We start from the raw sequence: 15,705 nt of genomic DNA, 5'->3' as shown, positions 1-15,705 counted from the left end.
CTTCAATGAAACTCGTGCCCATGCTAAGTGGTGTAGCAATTGCGGTGGCGTTGTCCGCCTGTGCAGGAAAGAGCGCCCAGGTGCCGGTGCCAGCAGCAGATCCAAACGGGATTAATACACTCTCACAGCAGTCCATTCAGCAGCCTAACGTTTCCGGTACTATCTGGATTAAACAGAAAGTCGCGTTACCACCAGATGCGGTATTAACGGTAACCCTGTCTGATGCTTCCCTGGCAGACGCGCCGTCTAAAGTATTGGCCCAGCGTGCCGTGCGTACGGAAGGTAAGCAGGCACCGTTTAGCTTCGTGTTGCCGTATAACCCATCAGACGTGCAGCCTAATGCCCGTATCCTCCTGAGCGCAGCAGTAACGATCAACGATAAACTGGTGTTTATCACCGATACGGTGCAGGAAGCGATTAACCACGGCGGGACAAAAGTTGACCTGAACCTGGTTCCGGTACAGCAAACCGAAGTGCCGGTTGCGCCACAGACTAACCAACCGTCTCTGCCAACCCCTCCGACCCAGATGTAACGCTTTAAACCCTCTCCTTCGGGAGAGGGTTTAATACACCCAGCGGTACTTTTGCAAATCAATCTGTCCTGACCCCGACACCTGCACCCCTTCTGACAGTAACGCCTGACGCTGGCGCTGCAGATCCGGCCCGGTCAACGAGATCGCCCCATGACGATTTACCACCCGATGCCAGGGCAGGGTGCTTCCTTCGGGCAACCTTTTCAGTACGCCACCGACCTGCCGCGCCGCACGCGGAGAACCGGCCAGACGCGCTACGTCGCCATAGGTGGTAACATAACCTTCCGGCACAGAGGCCACAATTTGCCATACGCGTTGTGGAAAGGAGTCATGGTCGTCCATACGTCTACCTGTGGGGAATGTCTGGACAGTCATGTTAAACGAAGATAAACCCAATTGCTGCGCCAGTTTGCGCAAGAAACCAGCATCCAGTTGCGGGTCGCTTGCAATTGGCGGTAAGCACAGGGATAATGCGCCAGCGCGTTGGTTATCAACGCTCTCAATGGGGGCTCTGTTGGTTCTCCCGCAACGCTACTCTGTTCACCAGGTCAGGTCCGGAAGGAAGCAGCCAGGGCAGACGACGTGTGTGCCGGGATGTAGCTGGCAGGGCCCCCACCCATTTCTGCTCTCACCAGCACTCTCCCTGTTTCTCTTCGCTTCGAATAGCCTTTAATCCACAGCGTTATTAGGACTTTACTGACGCATGTAATATATATTTCATTGCATTGAAATATTACTGTCATAAACCTGTAATAATAGACTGTCATTTTAATATCGGATGTCTTTTTTCTGTCATAACTTAAAAATATATATCTGGATAACATTGGTAAGTTCGTGTATTAAATAAAGTACTTATTCCGAAGGGAAGTGACAAACATGGCTACTGCGGTGTTAAACGTTAAGATTGATCAAGCGCTAAAAGAAAGACTTCGCCACTATGCTGAAGTTAATAACGAGAATTTAAGCGTGACGACAGAGAAACTGCTGCTGCTGGCATTCGAAGCGGTAGAAGAGGCGGGAGTATCGGAAGAGGATATTGATAACCAGCATACGGAAGAAGAGAGTGTTTCTCCATTTACTCCTAAAGAAATCAAGGCTCTACGTAAAATTCTTAAGAAGAGAAAATGAAACAACAACTGTCAACTGCCAGTGACTACAACGAGGCCTGCGATCTGTTGCGTTCAGGCTACGTGAAGCATGTACGTCTTGGCTGGAATGTAGGAAGTGATGAGTTCTTTCGTATTGCGTCTGACTGGTGTGATACCGGCGCAAAAATAAAGAAAGACGGTGAAAATTTCGTTATTTCACTGAAAGGTTTTCCTATTCCTCCTCAGCACTAAATCTTGAATGGTGAAAACTGCTGACTGTATCTGTGACAGTCAGCAGTTTTTATTTTATGATCCACTTCAAATTTTTTATATCAAACCAGACTTCTTTTTATTGATGGCACGTTTTTATTCAGGGCGAGCCACAAGGGTTTAATTCTCAGTAATGCCTGTTCAAGCTCAGCCGGATCGAGTGAAAAGGGCATACGTAAATACCGATCAAACGCACCCGATAAACCAAACCGCGTGCCGGTCCCCAGGTTGATTCCCAGTATCTCTGCGCGTGCAGCAAGCTGTGTTGCCAGCATCCCCGGCAGTTCAATCCAGTAGGAAAGCCCGCCTTCCGCTTCATGGAATGTCCATTCAGGGAAGTGCTCGCGCAACAGCGCGCCGCATTGGTCTCGTCGTTCCGCCAGCATCTTCCGGCGAGCAGGCAAAAACGTTTCGCTGTTATTGATAAGCCACAGCGTCGCCAGCTGTTCGAGCATGGGCGATCCTAAATCCAGGGTATCCCGCGTCTGGGCAAGCGTAGCGATGGTGCGCGAGGAGGCACGGATCCAGCCAAGACGAAGGCCGCCCCAGAAACTTTTTCCGGCAGAGCCTAACGTTATCACGGTGGCCTGAGGGTTAAATGACGCCAGCGGCGGCGGTGGGGGCGAGTCAAACCACAGATCCACCATCGTTTCATCTACTACCAGCGTCGTGCGGGTTTGCGCGGCAATCTCGGTGATTGCCTGACGGGTGGGAATATCCATGCATCGCCCGGTCGGGTTATGAAAATCGGGCATCAGGTAGGCCAGGCGCGGCGCTGTCTGGGCAAGCGTTGCGGCAAACCCATGGGTATCCCAGCCCGTTTCCGGCAGCGACACACCCACTGGACGGCACTGCGCTCCCTGAATGGCGGCGATCGCCAGCGGGTAAGTGGGATGATCGACCACGACGCGATCCCCCGGACCGGTCATCATCCGCAGGACCAGCGCAAAACCGCTGACCGCGCCATTGACCACCATCACCTCGTCTGTCCGGGTCGGAAGCCCCCGCGCAGTATAGCGTGCGGCGATGGCTTCCCGCAGCGCCGGCAACCCAAGCTGATCGTAACCCGTAAGCGAGAGATGTTGCGTAATGGCCGTTAGCGCATGGGTATAGGCCTGGTGGATCTCAGGCCCGGCATTGAGCGCCGCGGTGGAGAGATCCAGCGCGGCACTGGCTGCTGAAAGGGTTGGCACGGCGCGTGTGTCGGGCAGGATCACGCGTGAACCGCTGCCGTGACGGCTTTCAAGATAACCTTCCTCACGCAGATGGGCGAGTGCGCTGCTGATGGTGGTCCGGCTCACATCCAGCGCAGTGGCCAGCTCCCGCTCGCCGGGTAGACGGGTGTTAAGCGCCAGTCGGCCATCAAGAATTAACAGGCGTAACGCATCCGCCAGCTGACGCCAGAGCGGGGTCCGGGACGAGGTTTGTTGCCAATGGCCTAACAGGCGTACCAATGACTGGCTTCCGAAGCGGCGAGATGACATGTGCAGTCCACTATTTGAAAACTGGACATTAATCATAATGCCATTTTCGCTCAAGATGAAAGCCTGGTTCACTGGAGAAGATAAAAAAATGGTACGTCGTCTGCTACAACTGTATGTCGGTTTAGGGCTGTATGGGCTTTCAACCACGATGTTTATTCGATCGGATCTGGGGCTCGATCCGTGGGACGTCTTCCACCTGGGCGTGGCGATCCAGCTGGGGTTGAGCATTGGGATGGTGATTATTTTAACCGGTGCGGCGGTACTGCTGCTGTGGATCCCGCTGCGTCAGATGCCTGGTCTGGGAACCCTCAGTAACGTGATTATTATTGGCCTGGCGGCTGATGCCTCCATGGCCCTGATCCCCGAGGTGACCTCGCTGCCCCTGCGTATCGCGCTGCTGGTGGCCGGAATTGTCGTGAACGCGATAGCCACCGGTATGTATATCGGTGCCGGTTTCGGGGCGGGCCCGCGCGACGGTCTCATGACCGGGATCCATGCCCGTATGGGATGGTCCATCCGCAGTGTACGTACCTCGATTGAAGTGTCCGTGCTGCTGATTGGGTGCATGCTGGGCGGAACGTTCGGGATAGGCACCGTCGCGTATGCGCTGACCATTGGCCCGCTTATCCAGATCTGCTTGCCTCTGTTCCGTTATAAGCCGCGCGTTGAGAAGGCCCCCCAGCCGGAGCGGGTTGTTTAATTCTGCGAAGCGCTCACATGTTTTCATGGCGTCGCTGTGTCAGAATGGTGGCCTTCGAATAACGCGATGCCAGAATGCATGAAAGCAATCACTCTTTATGATGTTGCCCTCCTTGCGGGGGTTTCTTATCAGACCGTTTCCCGTGTGATTAACGACGCGGAGCATGTCTCTGCCCGCACGCGGGAAAAGGTGCAGCAGGCGATGGCGGAACTGCACTACGTCCCCAATCTCAGGGCACAACAGCTGGCGGGTAAACGTACCCGTACGCTTGGCCTTATTACTACCGATCTGGCGCTGCACGCCCCTTCGCAAATTGTTTCGGCGGTAAAATCCCGGGCGGTTGAGCAGGGGGCGAGCGTGCTTATCTCAATGGTGGAACATCCACAGCAGTGCCACTCTGCCCTTCAGGCGTTGCTGGCGCAGCGTGTGGAAGCTCTGCTGGTGAATGTGCCGCTGGAGGATCCTCATGCTGAAGCGCTAAAAGCCCTCGCATCGCCCATTCCTGTGCTGTTTCTGGATGTCTCGCCCTCGGCTCAGGTAAACAGTCTTGTGTTTAATGCAGAGCAGGGTGCTCGTCTCGGGATTGAGCATCTGCTTTCGCTGGGGCATGAGCGTATAGCGCTGCTGAGCGGACCGGAGAGCTCTGTCTCCGCCCGGGCACGTCTCGCAGGCTGGAACACCACGCTGGCACAGGCCGGGCTTGAGGCTGTCGCGGTGGCGCACGGCGACTGGAGTGCGGCAAGCGGCTATGAGAAAGGACATTTGCTGTTATCTGCCGCGCAACTCCCGGATGCGATAGTGGTCGCGAACGACCAAATGGCGCTGGGGGTGATGCGCGCCTGTGCGGAAAAAGGGACCGCGATCCCGGGCCAGATGTCGGTTGTCGGGTTCGACGATACGGCAGACAGCGCCTGGTTTTCTCCCCCCCTGACCACCATTCGCCAGGCTTTTCGCGAGGCCGGCGAGCGAAGCGTGGAGTGGCTGCTGGCGCCAGTTGAGGGTGACGCATGCTGGCAGGTTCAGCTTCCGGTGACGCTGGTGACCCGCCATTCTACCGCTCGCCACGATCCGCAGCAGATCGAACGCGAGGATCTGGCACAGCAGCTCAGGAGCCTGGCGTTAGCGGCTGAGCAACTTGCTCGCCGGTAAGACTTTTGTGATCTGACTCGCTACCCCGCGATCCGACGCTTTACCGCACCCGGTAGCCAGGGCATGTTAGCTAAAATTGTGAGCGCTTCGCAAAGAGGTTAATATGTCCAACACTCCATCGCTGACCCTCAGCGCACTTCTGGCTCGTCGGGATTGGGAAAATCCCGGAGTCACCCAGTGGAACCGCCTGGCAGCACATGCTCCCTTGCACAGCTGGCGTGACGAACACTCTGCCAGAGAAGACGGGGGAACCGTCAGCCGACGCCTCCTTAACGGGGAGTGGCGTTTTAGCTTCTTTCCTGCGCCAGAGCAGGTTCCTTCGGTATGGGTCAGTGAAGATTGCGCCGATGCCGTGCTGATGCCCGTGCCCTCTAACTGGCAGATGCAGGGGTTCGACATGCCCATCTACACCAACGTGACCTATCCGATCCCCGTAAACCCACCGTTTGTGCCGCAAGAAAACCCAACCGGTTGTTACTCGCTCACATTTGAGATGGATGATGCCTGGCTACTGAACGGCCAAACCCGCATTATCTTCGATGGCGTGAACTCGGCGTTTCATCTGTGGTGTAACGGTCAGTGGATCGGTTATTCACAGGACAGCCGACTGCCCGCCGAATTCGATCTCTCAGCGGTGCTGCGCCCTGGCCAGAACCGCATTGCGGTCATGGTGTTGCGCTGGTGCGACGGGAGCTATCTGGAAGATCAGGACATGTGGCGCATGAGCGGGATTTTCCGCGATGTGTCGCTGCTGCATAAGCCAGAGACGCACATTGCCGATTATCAGGTTGTGACTGACCTGAATGCGGAGCGGGATCGCGCGGTGCTGAAGGTGGATCTCGCGCTCGCAGGCGCACAGTATGCGGAGTGTGAGGTGGCGTTTACCCTGTGGCGCAACGGCGAAAAATGCGCCAGTGCCACCGGGCGGCCTGGCACAGCTGTTGTCGATGAGCGCGGCGGCTGGGCCGAGCGGCTAACGGTGACGCTCCCCGTTGAGGCGCCCGCCTTGTGGAGTGCGGAAACGCCGGAACTTTATCGCCTGACGATGACCCTTCTGAACGCGCAGGGTGAGGTGCTGGAAACGGAGGCCTGCGATGTGGGGTTCCGCCGCATAGAGATCAGCAATGGCCTGCTGAAGCTCAACGGTAAACCCCTGCTGATCCGTGGCGTTAACCGGCATGAGCATCACCCGGAAAACGGCCAGGTGATGGATGAAGCGACGATGCGCCGCGATATCGAACTCATGAAGCAGCATAACTTTAACGCCGTGCGCTGCTCGCACTATCCGAACCATCCGCTGTGGTACACGCTTTGCGACCGCTACGGTTTGTATGTCGTCGACGAAGCCAATATTGAAACCCATGGCATGGTGCCGATGAGTCGCCTTGCTGACGATCCGCGCTGGCTGCCTGCCATGAGCGAACGCGTCACCCGCATGGTGCAGCGCGACCGCAATCATCCTTCGATTATCATCTGGTCGCTGGGGAATGAGTCCGGCCATGGCGCGAACCATGACGCACTGTATCGCTGGCTGAAAACCACCGATCCGACGCGTCCGGTGCAGTACGAAGGCGGTGGGGCGAATACGGCAGCGACCGATATCGTGTGCCCGATGTATGCCCGGGTCGATCAGGATCAGCCCTTCCCGGCGGTACCGAAATGGTCTGTTAAAAAATGGATCGGCATGCCGGATGAAACGCGTCCGCTTATTCTCTGTGAATACGCCCACGCGATGGGGAACAGCTTCGGTGGTTTTGCCAAATACTGGCAGGCGTTTCGCCGCCATCCTCGTCTGCAGGGGGGATTTGTCTGGGACTGGGTTGACCAGGCGCTGACCAGAAAAGACGACAATGGCACACCGTTCTGGGCCTACGGGGGAGACTTTGGCGACACGCCCAATGACCGCCAGTTCTGCCTTAACGGGCTGGTTTTTCCCGATCGCACACCGCATCCGGCGCTGTATGAAGCCCAGCGCGCTCAGCAGTTTTTCACCTTTACGCGGATAAGTACGTCTCCGCTGGTGCTTGAAGTCCACAGCGATTACCTGTTCCGTCATACCGATAACGAGGTGCTGCGCTGGACCCTTGTCCGCGACGGCAACGTGCTGGCCAGAGGGGACGTGACGCTCTCCATTGCTCCCCAGGGCACACAGCGTCTGGACATCGACCTGCCAGCGCTGGCGCCTGAAGCGGGTGACGTCTGGCTGAACGTTGAAGTGCACCAGCCGCGGGCGACGCCGTGGTCACCGGCAAACCATCGCTGCGCGTGGGAGCAGTGGCCGGTTCCGACTCCCCTGTATATCGCCCCGCCAGCACCAGAAGGTGTACCGCCGGTGTTAACGCAAACTGGCGACGTGCTTGAGCTGGTGCATCAGCAGCAACGCTGGCAGTTCAACCGCGCGTCAGGACACCTGACGCAATGGTGGCGCAACGGCGTTGAAACGCTGCTCTCACCGCTGACGGATAACGTTAGCCGCGCACCGCTGGACAATGATATTGGCGTGAGCGAGGCCACGCGAATCGATCCGAATGCGTGGGTGGAGCGCTGGAAAGCGGCAGGCATGTACGAGCTCACCCCGCGATTACTGCACTGTGAAGGAGAGCAGCATGCAGCCGAGGCGGTGGTGAAAACCCTGCATGTCTGGGAGTATCGCGGTAAAGCGCTCTTCCTGAGCCGTAAAGTCTGGCGGGTGGACGATCGGGGCGTTCTGCATGGCGATATTCAGGTCGATATTGCGTCTGATATCCCGGAACTGGCACGCGTAGGCCTGAGTGTTCACCTTGCCGCAACGCCGGAAACGGTTCAATGGCTGGGGCTTGGGCCACATGAAAATTACCCGGACAGAACGCTGGCGGCTCAGCAGGGGCGCTGGACATTACCGCTGGAAGCCATGCACACGCCTTACATCTTCCCGACAGAAAATGGTCTGCGCTGTGATACCCGTGAACTGCTGCTGGGCGCGCATCGGCTGAATGGCCTGTTCCATTTCTCCGTCAGCCGCTATAGCCAGCAGCAGTTGCATGAGACAACTCACCATCATCTGTTGCGCGAGGAGCCGGGGTGTTGGCTTAACCTGGACGCGTTCCATATGGGCGTGGGCGGTGATGACTCGTGGAGCCCCAGCGTCTCGCCGGAATTTATTCTGCAGAAACGCCAGCTTCGCTATACCTTCAGCTGGCAGCAGAACCCTGACTGAGCAAAGAGGCGGCCACAGCATTGGCCGCCTCGCTTACGCCAGGATACCGCTCAGGCCGTGCAGGCTCATGTAAATCCCGACCACAGTAATCAGGGCAGCGGAGATCCACGGTGCTTTTCGTGAAAACTCGCTGAAACCCGGCCAGCGTTTTGTCGCATGCTTAAGGCTCAGGGCGGCAATTGCACCGGAAGCGACCAGCGTTAACGCCAGACCAATACTGAAGCTGAATACCAGCGTTGCGCCGAGGGCAAAATGCTTCAGCTGCAGGCAGATGAGCAGGACCGTGATTGAGGCCGGGCAGGGGATAAGCCCTCCGGTCAGGCCAAACAGTGCAATTTGTCCGGTGGTAACGTTCTGGCCGTTGAAGCGACGGTTAATATCCTGCGCATGCGCGCGCTGGTGGGCATCCTGCCACTCTTCTTCAACCAGTGGATGCCCATGGTCGTGATGATCATGATGGTGGTCATGGTCATGGTCATGGTCATGGTCGTGATGATCATGATGATGGTCATGGTGATCGTGATGATGATGGTGATCGTGTGGCCGACTCTCCTTCCAGGTTCGCCAGGCCATCCACAGGGCGATCAGCACGATCAGTATCCCCGAGACCAGCTGGAACCAGGGCTCAGACGTATGTGCATCCCAGCCCCGGCCAAACCATAATCCTGCCATGGCAATGATCCAGACCACCGCCGTATGGGAAAGCGTTGCCGCCAGACCAAGCAACACCGCCTGTTTCAGCGTACCGCGAATAGCCACAATAAACGCGGCCATCATCGTTTTGGAGTGGCCCGGCTCCAGGCCATGCAGCGCGCCGAGGAGGATAGCGCTGGGTACAAACAGCCAGGCATTGCCCTGCTGAAGGAGTGAAGCAAAATCGTTCATGGAAAATTCCGGAGTGGAAAGCGTGTTCAGATACTACTCCCCCCCAGTAGTCCAATACTACCCCCCAGTAGAAAAATACTCAGGGGGAGTAGAGCATGATATGCTTTAAAAGCCATACGATAAGGGAGACAGAGATGTCACACACGGTTCGCGACAAGAAGATGTTATTGACTCGCCTGAAGAAAATTCAGGGGCAAAGCGCTGCCCTGGAAAAAATGCTCAATAGCGACCACGAATGCGCCGACGTGTTACAACAGCTGGCGGCAATCCGCGGCGCGGTAAACGGCATGATGATGCAGGTGATCGAAGGTCATCTTACCGATCATGTGGTGAAAGAGCCTGAAGAAGCTCAGCGCGAAGCCGATCTTGGCGTCGTGTTACAGGTGATCAAATCCTATCTTAAGTAGGATGTGTTTTGAGGTTATCTTCCGCCCAAAGAATAAAGTCCGCTTTCGGCAACGCCTTGCTGTAGTACCAACCCTGCCCATACTGCACGCCGTGACGACGTAGCCAGGCGAGTTGCCCTTCGGTCTCCACGCCTTCCGCCACCATCGCCAGCTTCAGCGATTTTGCCATTTCAATAATGTGTGGTGTCACGTTTTTATATTCCAGTGCATCCACAAACGCTTTATCAATTTTTAGCGTGTCGACATCCAAATCCTGCAGGTAGCTCAGGCTGGAATAGCCCGTACCGAAATCATCAATATAGATTGCGTGGCCTGAATGACGAAAGGCGGCGATGGCCGGAGCGCTGATTTTAGGATCGGCAAAGCCGCGCTCGGTTAACTCAAGGGCGATCTGTTGCGGATGGACTTTCCACTTATTCATTAAGTGGCTCAACAGTGGCGGGAGTTTTCCCGAGGTCAAATCGGCCGGCGCGAGGTTAATGGAAATATGCTGCCCGGCGTGAAGGTGCAGCCAGTAGCCCATATCCTCAAACACCTTTTCAATGACCAAATGCGTCAGCTGCGAGATGAGCCCCGTTTGCTCAGCAAGCGGCACAAAAATATCCGGTGAAAGGCTGCTGCCGTCAGGCTGGGGCCAGCGGGTTAGCGCCTCTGCGCCCACAATCTTCCCGCTAGAGAGTTCAATAATGGGCTGGTAATGAACCACAAATTCCCGGTTATTGATGGCGTCAAGCAGCCGGTTGCGTGGCGACTGGATACGACGCAGCAGTCGCAAAACAAAGAGTGCGGCAAGCAGGCTTATCAATATGCCGAACGGCAGCCAGATAAGAAGTTGCTGGTGCCAGGTTTCAGCCAGCGGTTTTAACGCCGCCCAGGCGACCACCGTAAACCCCAGTTCAGGAACAGGCTTCATGATGTATATCGAGCCGTTGTACTGAATACGGGTGACGCCCTGGTCCTTAACCAGATTGCGGATATGCGGATCGAGCTTGCTGCTGCTGGCAAAAATGAGATGTGATTTGCTGCCCACCAGGGCGGCATCTGTGGCGATCTCACCGAAAGGGATCACATCGACAAGCGAGGCTGGATCCACCAGCACCAGATAGTGGCCCCGACCCAGGACCGCCATGTAGCGGCTAAAACCGAGATCGTTTTGCGTGGTGAGCCATACGCCATAACCATCTTTCGTGATTCGCATGGGCGGCGGGAAAGGGGCCGACTGACTGGTTTGTTCCAGGGACGAGCAAAGGGGTTCAAGATTGTTGATATAAATAACTTCCTGAACATAACGCCATGAAAAAGCGACCCGCCGCATCTCCCTTAAATGCATAACGCTACAGGGGATCCCTTTAAAGGTCTGCAGGTTATTGAGCGCTTCCTTAGCATCATCCACCACCCTGGCGGTACGTATCAGCACGCGTGAGGCATAGCTATCCAGCGCATCGACAAACTTATCTTCCGCCTGGCGATGTGCCAGCCAGATGCTCAGGCTAATCGGAACCAGCACCGCAATGATAAGTACGCCGGTCACCAGACTGACCAGATGTCGGGTTTTCATGGTGCTGTTTCCTTCCTCTTATGCCCGCTCCTGGGCGCTGAAAAACCTGCCAGAGGAGAAAGATTTTACCGCTAAATGATAAAGTTATAGCACGCGCAGGTCATGATTTACGGCACAACAGAAAATATCGTCGGGGCAGAGGGGTTGTTTTTTCAGCAGGGGTTAGATATCATTTTGTTATGTTATAACAAAACATAAAGAGTTTACGATGAAACCAGATATCCACCCAGCCTATCGCACCGTGGTGTTCCACGACACCAGTGCTAATGAATACTTTAAAGTCGGCTCAACCATTAAGACCGACCGCGAAATTGAACTCGACGGTGAAACGTATCCGTATATCACCATCGAGGTCTCTTCAAAATCGCACCCGTTCTACACCGGCAAGCAGAAAACGTTCTCGACGGATGGCAGTGCGGCGCGCTTCCGTAAGCGTTTCGGCGGCTTTCTTAATGCGAAGCGGGGATAACCATGCAGGTACTTAACTCATTGCGCAGTGCAAAACAGCGTCACCCGGATTGCCAGATAGTCAAACGCAAGGGACGCTTATACGTGATTTGCAAATCCAATCCGCGCTTTAAGGCGGTTCAGGGACGTAAGAAAAGACGCTAGACGCGTGCTTCGCGCCAGCTTTCCAGGGATCTTTTTTGGTTGCCATCGGCAGTAAAATTGTCGGTGGCAAGCCAGCCTTCAAAGGCACTCGCCAGCGCCGGCCACTCTTTGTCGAGAATCGAAAACCAGTCGGTATCCCGGTTATGACCTTTCGTGACCAGTGCCTGACGAAAACGCCCCTCAAACTGAAAGCCAAGACGCAGTGCCGCCTTGCGCGAAGGCGCATTCAGGCTGTTGCACTTCCACTCGTATCGACGATACCCAAGGGTGTCGAACACGTATCGCATCAGCAGATATTGCGCTTCCGTCGACATCGGCGTGCGGCTGAGCAGCGGGGAGAAATGAACATGTCCCACCTCCACAACGCCGTTGGTTGGATCGATCCGCATCAGAGCCAGCGTGCCGACCGGAGACTGGGTCTGGTTGTCGATAACGCTAAAGTGAATCGGATCGGATAAGTCACGCACGCTCTCTACCCACCCTGCAAACGCCTCTGCGCTGGCATCCGGCTCACGCAACAGCCACGTCCAGCTGCGGGTATCTTCGGCCAGAGAATACGCGCTGAACAACGCCTCAGCGTGCTCCACCCGCAGCGGCTCAAGGCGACAATAGTGGCCCTGAAGCACCACACGTGAAGGGTGCTGGCGGGGTTGCCAGTCGATAAGTGCTTCGCCTACTGGCTGTCCAAACTCATTGAATGTTTTCATTTTACTGTCCGTGACGTTGATAAGAACGCCAGACTAGTGAATTACTGGTTCCTTAAAAAGTGCCACTCAGCTATGTTTTGGTGGTACCACGGGAGGCGAGATGAACATACCGGGCGATGAATTTTATACTTTGCTGAATGCCGCGTTGAAAGCGCGGGGGGAAGAGACGCTACAGCGCGCGCTGTATCATGCATTGCGTGAGGCGATACTGTGCGGCCGGCTACACGCCGGGAGCCGGCTTCCCGGTTCGCGAATGCTGGCTCAGCAGCTCTCGCTTTCACGGAATACCGTCAATGCGGCGCTGGAACAGCTGACGCTCGAAGGGTATCTGCTGCGTAACCGCCAGGGGACGCGGGTGGCGCAGCTGGCGCAGCGTACGCTCGTTCAGGCATTGCCGGACTCTGCCGTCGCGCTCGGCAGCCGGGTCGCCTCGCTGCCTGCGCCGGTGCCGCGTGATACCCCGGTTCCGGCATTTACGCCGGGAACACCGGCCATCAACTACTTTCCCCTGCCGCTGTGGCGGCGCTTGTACGACCGGGTTCTGCGCGAAGAGGGCAGCGCGCTGTTAGGGTATGGTGATCCTGCCGGGGAGCCGTCGCTGCGGGCGGCCATTGCCCGCCACCTTGCCCTTTCGCGCGGCATTGACTGCGATGCCAGTCAGATAGTGATGACCGAAGGCGCGCTTGAGGGGGTAAACCTTTGCACGTTGCTGCTGAGCGAACCCGGCAGCGTCGCGTGGGTGGAAGATCCTGGCTATGGCGGGGCTAAAAGCGCCTTTGCCAAAGCGGGCTTAGTCATGACGGGGATGCCGGTTGATGACGAAGGCATGTTCTGGGAAGGGCTGGATACGCCGTCCCCTGCGCTTATTTTCACCTCACCTTCGCACCAGTTTCCGTACGGAAGCGTGCTCAGCGCGCGGCGACGCCTGGCGCTGCTGGATCTGGCCCGGCAGCATAACGCCTGGATTATTGAAGATGATTACGACAGCGAGTTTCGTTATTCCGGTGAGCCCGTGCCTGCAATGCTGGGAATGGTCAACAATGCGCCGGTTGTCTATCTTGGTACCTTCAGCAAAACCCTCTTTCCGTCGCTGAGAATGGGGTTCATGGTGTTACCCCCGGCGCTGGCAAAAGCGGCCCGTCCGGCCATTGGCGCGCTGCTGCGTGGCGGGCATCGCGCCGAACAGCGAACCCTGGCGCTGTTTATTGAGGAAGGACATTATGCCCGCCACCTTGCCGCCATGCGCCGGCTCTACCGTAAGCGCTACCGACAGCTGCGTGAGGCGCTGAGTGCTGAGCTTCATACCCCGCATCGCATTCTGGCGGGTGAAGGGGGGATGCATCTGACGCTGGCAATAGACGGCATCGACGACCAAAAAGTGGTCGAGCAGGCGAGGGCGTTTCAGCTGGCACCCGCTGCACTGAGCGGGTATTACCTGGAGCCGAAGCAGGGGCAAACCGGTCTGGTGTTAGGTTACGGCAATACCTCTGCTTCTCAGTTTGTGTCGGGTATCCGACGCATACAGGCTTTAATCACACAGCAGCAGGACGGGAAAGGGTAAAGACATCATAAAAAGAGAGCTGACCTTTGGTGGATACCATCTTCTGCAGCTTCTCTTTTTGCACCGTTTCAACCGCGGGGGAGTGCATGATGCTTTCGATCAGCTCCGGCGGCACGTAACGCGTGTTGTACCATTCACCGTTATAGCAAACCCGGAAATCAAGGACGTCGATATCTTCGTAGCGGTAGCGGGGATTAACGTCAAAAAAGAAAAAGGCGTTAAACACCACAAACAGAATGACAAGCAGCCAGACGGAGTCCACCAGAGTTTCGGACTTCAGCATCACAATCAGTGTCGCCAGCCAGGCGGCATACATTGCGACAAACAGTCCAGGATGTTTGCGAATAAAGCTGATGCTAAAGCGTGGGCGATTGTCGCGCTTTTCGCGGTGATTAAGATCGTCGATGGTGGCAGTAAGCAGGCGCTGTATCTCGGTCATTTTTTGCCTTTATGAGAATTGACAATACAGGATGTCTGCCAATTTTAGGGGAGCCATTTGGCTGAAAAAAGTAACAGTCAGGCGCTAAAAGACCATAACAGTTGACTCCCCGTCACTTTACAGCCGTTTAATGATTGTTGCCGGATTGCCGCCGACGACGACATTCGCCGGGACGTCTTTCGTTACGATAGCGCCGGAGGCCACCACCACATTATCACCCAACGTAACGCCCGGGTTAATAACCGCACGTCCGCCAATCCAGACGTTGTTGCCGATGGTCACCGGCTTACCAAACTCCACGCCGCTATTACGCGCGTCGGCGTCCAGCGGATGGGTTGCCGTGTAAATATGCACCCCTGGCGCGAGCATGCAGTTGTCGCCAATATGTATCGGGCAGACATCCAGCATCACGCAATCGAAATTGGCGTAAAATTCTTTGCCCAGATAAATGTTATATCCATAGTCACAGCGGAAGCTCGGCTCAATATAGGCCCCTTCGCTTTGCCCGAGGAGTTCCGCCAGAATGTTCTGGCGTTCGAGTTTCTCATCAGGTGCAGTGTGGTTATAACGGTGAACCAGGTGTCGGGCGCGTAATCGGTCTGCCCGTAATGTTTCATCACCAGGGCGGTAATGTTCACCTGCAATCATCTTCTGCTTTTCTATGCTCATTGGGAACCTCACTGGTCGTCTTTACCGTAGGGTAATCGGAACAGGATAGCAGGGGAACGTTCCCGGAAAATCACTGTGACTATTATCACAATAATATTGCGGATGAGCACGTTTTACACGGAGACCTGCACTGGGGCAGGAGGGTATAGCCAGAAAGTTGAATACAGCTGAGAAAGTGGCGTAGAACCTCTACAGACACACTTCAAAGATTAACGGACAAATCTCCACACGGACGTTGGGATTTTGTCATACAGCTTATTCATAGTCAGTTCTGCAAGACGGTGGTCAGCCGCTGAATAAAATACCGCCAGTTCATTATCAGAAAGCTCGTATTTATTCTTTTCAATTACACGTTCAAGCGTGTCTATTGACTGACAGCGTCGCAAACGCATCAAATAATCGATTTTTGTGAGTGGTTTTTCAGACATAAATTTACCTTACTAATTG

The 15,705-nt window shown here is 55.7% G+C and carries 18 protein-coding genes and 1 other RNA gene; 11 read left to right on the top strand and 8 right to left on the bottom strand.

The window, feature by feature from the left end:
- Positions 1 to 5 precede the first annotated feature (5 nt).
- Entirely contained in the window at positions 6 to 533 is a 528-nt protein-coding gene (locus BJ887_RS18860; RefSeq protein WP_014168885.1) for a YbaY family lipoprotein, read from the top strand.
- A 30-nt stretch (positions 534 to 563) separates the two neighbouring features.
- On the opposite strand, the gene BJ887_RS18855 is transcribed toward BJ887_RS18860, so the two are convergent.
- Positions 564 to 908, bottom strand: a complete 345-nt coding sequence (locus tag BJ887_RS18855; RefSeq protein WP_229216856.1) for an MGMT family protein — start codon at positions 906 to 908, stop codon at positions 564 to 566.
- A 137-nt stretch (positions 909 to 1,045) separates the two neighbouring features.
- On the opposite strand from BJ887_RS18855, the gene ffs reads away from it, so the two are divergent.
- From ffs to BJ887_RS18840, 3 genes are all read left to right on the top strand, one after another.
- Positions 1,046 to 1,142, top strand: an RNA gene (ffs, locus tag BJ887_RS18850) — signal recognition particle sRNA small type.
- 267 nt (positions 1,143 to 1,409) lie between these two features.
- Positions 1,410 to 1,661, top strand: a complete 252-nt coding sequence (locus BJ887_RS18845) for a hypothetical protein (RefSeq protein WP_020885198.1) — start codon at positions 1,410 to 1,412, stop codon at positions 1,659 to 1,661.
- Positions 1,658 to 1,873, top strand: coding sequence for a hypothetical protein (locus BJ887_RS18840; RefSeq protein WP_014168888.1), 216 nt, complete (start codon positions 1,658 to 1,660; stop codon positions 1,871 to 1,873). Before BJ887_RS18845 ends, BJ887_RS18840 begins: the two co-directional genes overlap by 4 nt.
- Positions 1,874 to 1,953: 80 nt before the next feature.
- Here BJ887_RS18840 and BJ887_RS18835 read toward each other — a convergent pair whose 3' ends face one another.
- Positions 1,954 to 3,375 (bottom strand): PLP-dependent aminotransferase family protein, encoded by a 1,422-nt coding sequence (locus BJ887_RS18835; protein WP_025204848.1) that lies wholly within the window; start codon positions 3,373 to 3,375, stop codon positions 1,954 to 1,956.
- An 88-nt stretch (positions 3,376 to 3,463) separates the two neighbouring features.
- Here BJ887_RS18835 and BJ887_RS18830 point away from each other — a divergent pair, with 88 nt between their 5' ends.
- From BJ887_RS18830 to BJ887_RS18820, 3 genes are all read left to right on the top strand, one after another.
- Positions 3,464 to 4,075 (top strand): YitT family protein, encoded by a 612-nt coding sequence (locus BJ887_RS18830; protein ID WP_014168890.1) that lies wholly within the window; start codon positions 3,464 to 3,466, stop codon positions 4,073 to 4,075.
- A 78-nt stretch (positions 4,076 to 4,153) separates the two neighbouring features.
- Entirely contained in the window at positions 4,154 to 5,224 is a 1,071-nt protein-coding gene (locus tag BJ887_RS18825; RefSeq protein WP_121340281.1) for a LacI family DNA-binding transcriptional regulator, read from the top strand.
- Between the two features lie 103 nt (positions 5,225 to 5,327).
- Positions 5,328 to 8,420: a beta-galactosidase gene (locus tag BJ887_RS18820; RefSeq protein WP_121340280.1), complete on the top strand. Its 3,093-nt coding sequence runs from the start codon at positions 5,328 to 5,330 to the stop codon at positions 8,418 to 8,420.
- A gap of 33 nt (positions 8,421 to 8,453) precedes the next feature.
- Here the strand turns inward: BJ887_RS18820 and BJ887_RS18815 are convergent, their stop codons facing one another.
- Positions 8,454 to 9,305 (bottom strand): nickel/cobalt efflux protein RcnA, encoded by an 852-nt coding sequence (locus BJ887_RS18815; RefSeq protein ID WP_121340279.1) that lies wholly within the window; start codon positions 9,303 to 9,305, stop codon positions 8,454 to 8,456.
- A gap of 134 nt (positions 9,306 to 9,439) precedes the next feature.
- Between BJ887_RS18815 and BJ887_RS18810 the strand changes: the two genes are divergently transcribed.
- Positions 9,440 to 9,712: a metal/formaldehyde-sensitive transcriptional repressor gene (locus BJ887_RS18810; protein WP_020885193.1), complete on the top strand. Its 273-nt coding sequence runs from the start codon at positions 9,440 to 9,442 to the stop codon at positions 9,710 to 9,712.
- On the opposite strand, the gene BJ887_RS18805 is transcribed toward BJ887_RS18810, so the two are convergent.
- Positions 9,705 to 11,270: an EAL domain-containing protein gene (locus tag BJ887_RS18805; protein ID WP_121340278.1), complete on the bottom strand. Its 1,566-nt coding sequence runs from the start codon at positions 11,268 to 11,270 to the stop codon at positions 9,705 to 9,707. The two genes, BJ887_RS18810 and BJ887_RS18805, sit on opposite strands and share 8 nt — an antisense overlap.
- Positions 11,271 to 11,478: 208 nt before the next feature.
- Here BJ887_RS18805 and BJ887_RS18800 point away from each other — a divergent pair, with 208 nt between their 5' ends.
- Both BJ887_RS18800 and ykgO read left to right on the top strand, forming a co-directional pair.
- Positions 11,479 to 11,739 (top strand): type B 50S ribosomal protein L31, encoded by a 261-nt coding sequence (locus tag BJ887_RS18800; RefSeq protein ID WP_010428154.1) that lies wholly within the window; start codon positions 11,479 to 11,481, stop codon positions 11,737 to 11,739.
- 2 nt (positions 11,740 to 11,741) lie between these two features.
- Positions 11,742 to 11,882 (top strand): type B 50S ribosomal protein L36, encoded by a 141-nt coding sequence (gene ykgO, locus BJ887_RS18795; RefSeq protein ID WP_003859006.1) that lies wholly within the window; start codon positions 11,742 to 11,744, stop codon positions 11,880 to 11,882.
- On the opposite strand, the gene BJ887_RS18790 is transcribed toward ykgO, so the two are convergent.
- Positions 11,879 to 12,589, bottom strand: a complete 711-nt coding sequence (locus tag BJ887_RS18790; RefSeq protein WP_014168897.1) for a GNAT family N-acetyltransferase — start codon at positions 12,587 to 12,589, stop codon at positions 11,879 to 11,881. The genes ykgO and BJ887_RS18790 overlap by 4 nt on opposite strands.
- Positions 12,590 to 12,689: 100 nt before the next feature.
- On the opposite strand from BJ887_RS18790, the gene BJ887_RS18785 reads away from it, so the two are divergent.
- A complete protein-coding gene (locus BJ887_RS18785) occupies positions 12,690 to 14,150 on the top strand; it encodes a PLP-dependent aminotransferase family protein (RefSeq protein WP_121340277.1) in 1,461 nt (486 codons plus the stop codon).
- Here BJ887_RS18785 and BJ887_RS18780 read toward each other — a convergent pair.
- From BJ887_RS18780 to BJ887_RS18770, 3 genes are all read right to left on the bottom strand, one after another.
- A complete protein-coding gene (locus tag BJ887_RS18780; protein WP_020885189.1) occupies positions 14,122 to 14,589 on the bottom strand; it encodes a YlaC family protein in 468 nt (155 codons plus the stop codon). The genes BJ887_RS18785 and BJ887_RS18780 overlap by 29 nt on opposite strands.
- A 117-nt stretch (positions 14,590 to 14,706) precedes the next feature.
- Positions 14,707 to 15,258: a maltose O-acetyltransferase gene (maa, locus tag BJ887_RS18775; protein WP_020885188.1), complete on the bottom strand. Its 552-nt coding sequence runs from the start codon at positions 15,256 to 15,258 to the stop codon at positions 14,707 to 14,709.
- 209 nt (positions 15,259 to 15,467) lie between these two features.
- Positions 15,468 to 15,686, bottom strand: a complete 219-nt coding sequence (locus tag BJ887_RS18770) for an HHA domain-containing protein (protein ID WP_014168902.1) — start codon at positions 15,684 to 15,686, stop codon at positions 15,468 to 15,470.
- Positions 15,687 to 15,705 lie beyond the last annotated feature (19 nt).

The sequence above is a fragment of the Enterobacter sp. WPR_3_1 genome (genome assembly GCF_003635055.1).
Lineage (GTDB): Bacteria > Pseudomonadota > Gammaproteobacteria > Enterobacterales > Enterobacteriaceae > Enterobacter > Enterobacter ludwigii.
This window is presented reverse-complemented; position numbering and strand designations above follow the sequence as displayed.

Bases quoted from the DNA above. Each gene is read 5' to 3' on its own strand.
- BJ887_RS18785 (WP_121340277.1), top strand. From the start codon at position 12,690: ATGAACATACCGGGCGATGAATTTTATACTTTGCTGAATGCCGCGTTG.
- BJ887_RS18845 (WP_020885198.1), top strand. From the start codon at position 1,410: ATGGCTACTGCGGTGTTAAACGTTAAGATTGATCAAGCGCTAAAAGAA.
- BJ887_RS18830 (WP_014168890.1), top strand. From the start codon at position 3,464: ATGGTACGTCGTCTGCTACAACTGTATGTCGGTTTAGGGCTGTATGGG.
- BJ887_RS18860 (WP_014168885.1), top strand. From the start codon at position 6: ATGAAACTCGTGCCCATGCTAAGTGGTGTAGCAATTGCGGTGGCGTTG.
- BJ887_RS18810 (WP_020885193.1), top strand. From the start codon at position 9,440: ATGTCACACACGGTTCGCGACAAGAAGATGTTATTGACTCGCCTGAAG.
- BJ887_RS18815 (WP_121340279.1), bottom strand. From the start codon at position 9,305: ATGAACGATTTTGCTTCACTCCTTCAGCAGGGCAATGCCTGGCTGTTT.
- BJ887_RS18800 (WP_010428154.1), top strand. From the start codon at position 11,479: ATGAAACCAGATATCCACCCAGCCTATCGCACCGTGGTGTTCCACGAC.
- BJ887_RS18790 (WP_014168897.1), bottom strand. From the start codon at position 12,589: ATGAAAACATTCAATGAGTTTGGACAGCCAGTAGGCGAAGCACTTATC.
- BJ887_RS18825 (WP_121340281.1), top strand. From the start codon at position 4,154: ATGAAAGCAATCACTCTTTATGATGTTGCCCTCCTTGCGGGGGTTTCT.
- BJ887_RS18840 (WP_014168888.1), top strand. From the start codon at position 1,658: ATGAAACAACAACTGTCAACTGCCAGTGACTACAACGAGGCCTGCGAT.
- BJ887_RS18835 (WP_025204848.1), bottom strand. From the start codon at position 3,375: ATGTCATCTCGCCGCTTCGGAAGCCAGTCATTGGTACGCCTGTTAGGC.
- BJ887_RS18805 (WP_121340278.1), bottom strand. From the start codon at position 11,270: ATGAAAACCCGACATCTGGTCAGTCTGGTGACCGGCGTACTTATCATT.
- BJ887_RS18770 (WP_014168902.1), bottom strand. From the start codon at position 15,686: ATGTCTGAAAAACCACTCACAAAAATCGATTATTTGATGCGTTTGCGA.
- maa (WP_020885188.1), bottom strand. From the start codon at position 15,258: ATGAGCATAGAAAAGCAGAAGATGATTGCAGGTGAACATTACCGCCCT.
- ykgO (WP_003859006.1), top strand. From the start codon at position 11,742: ATGCAGGTACTTAACTCATTGCGCAGTGCAAAACAGCGTCACCCGGAT.
- BJ887_RS18780 (WP_020885189.1), bottom strand. From the start codon at position 14,589: ATGACCGAGATACAGCGCCTGCTTACTGCCACCATCGACGATCTTAAT.
- BJ887_RS18820 (WP_121340280.1), top strand. From the start codon at position 5,328: ATGTCCAACACTCCATCGCTGACCCTCAGCGCACTTCTGGCTCGTCGG.
- BJ887_RS18855 (WP_229216856.1), bottom strand. From the start codon at position 908: ATGACTGTCCAGACATTCCCCACAGGTAGACGTATGGACGACCATGAC.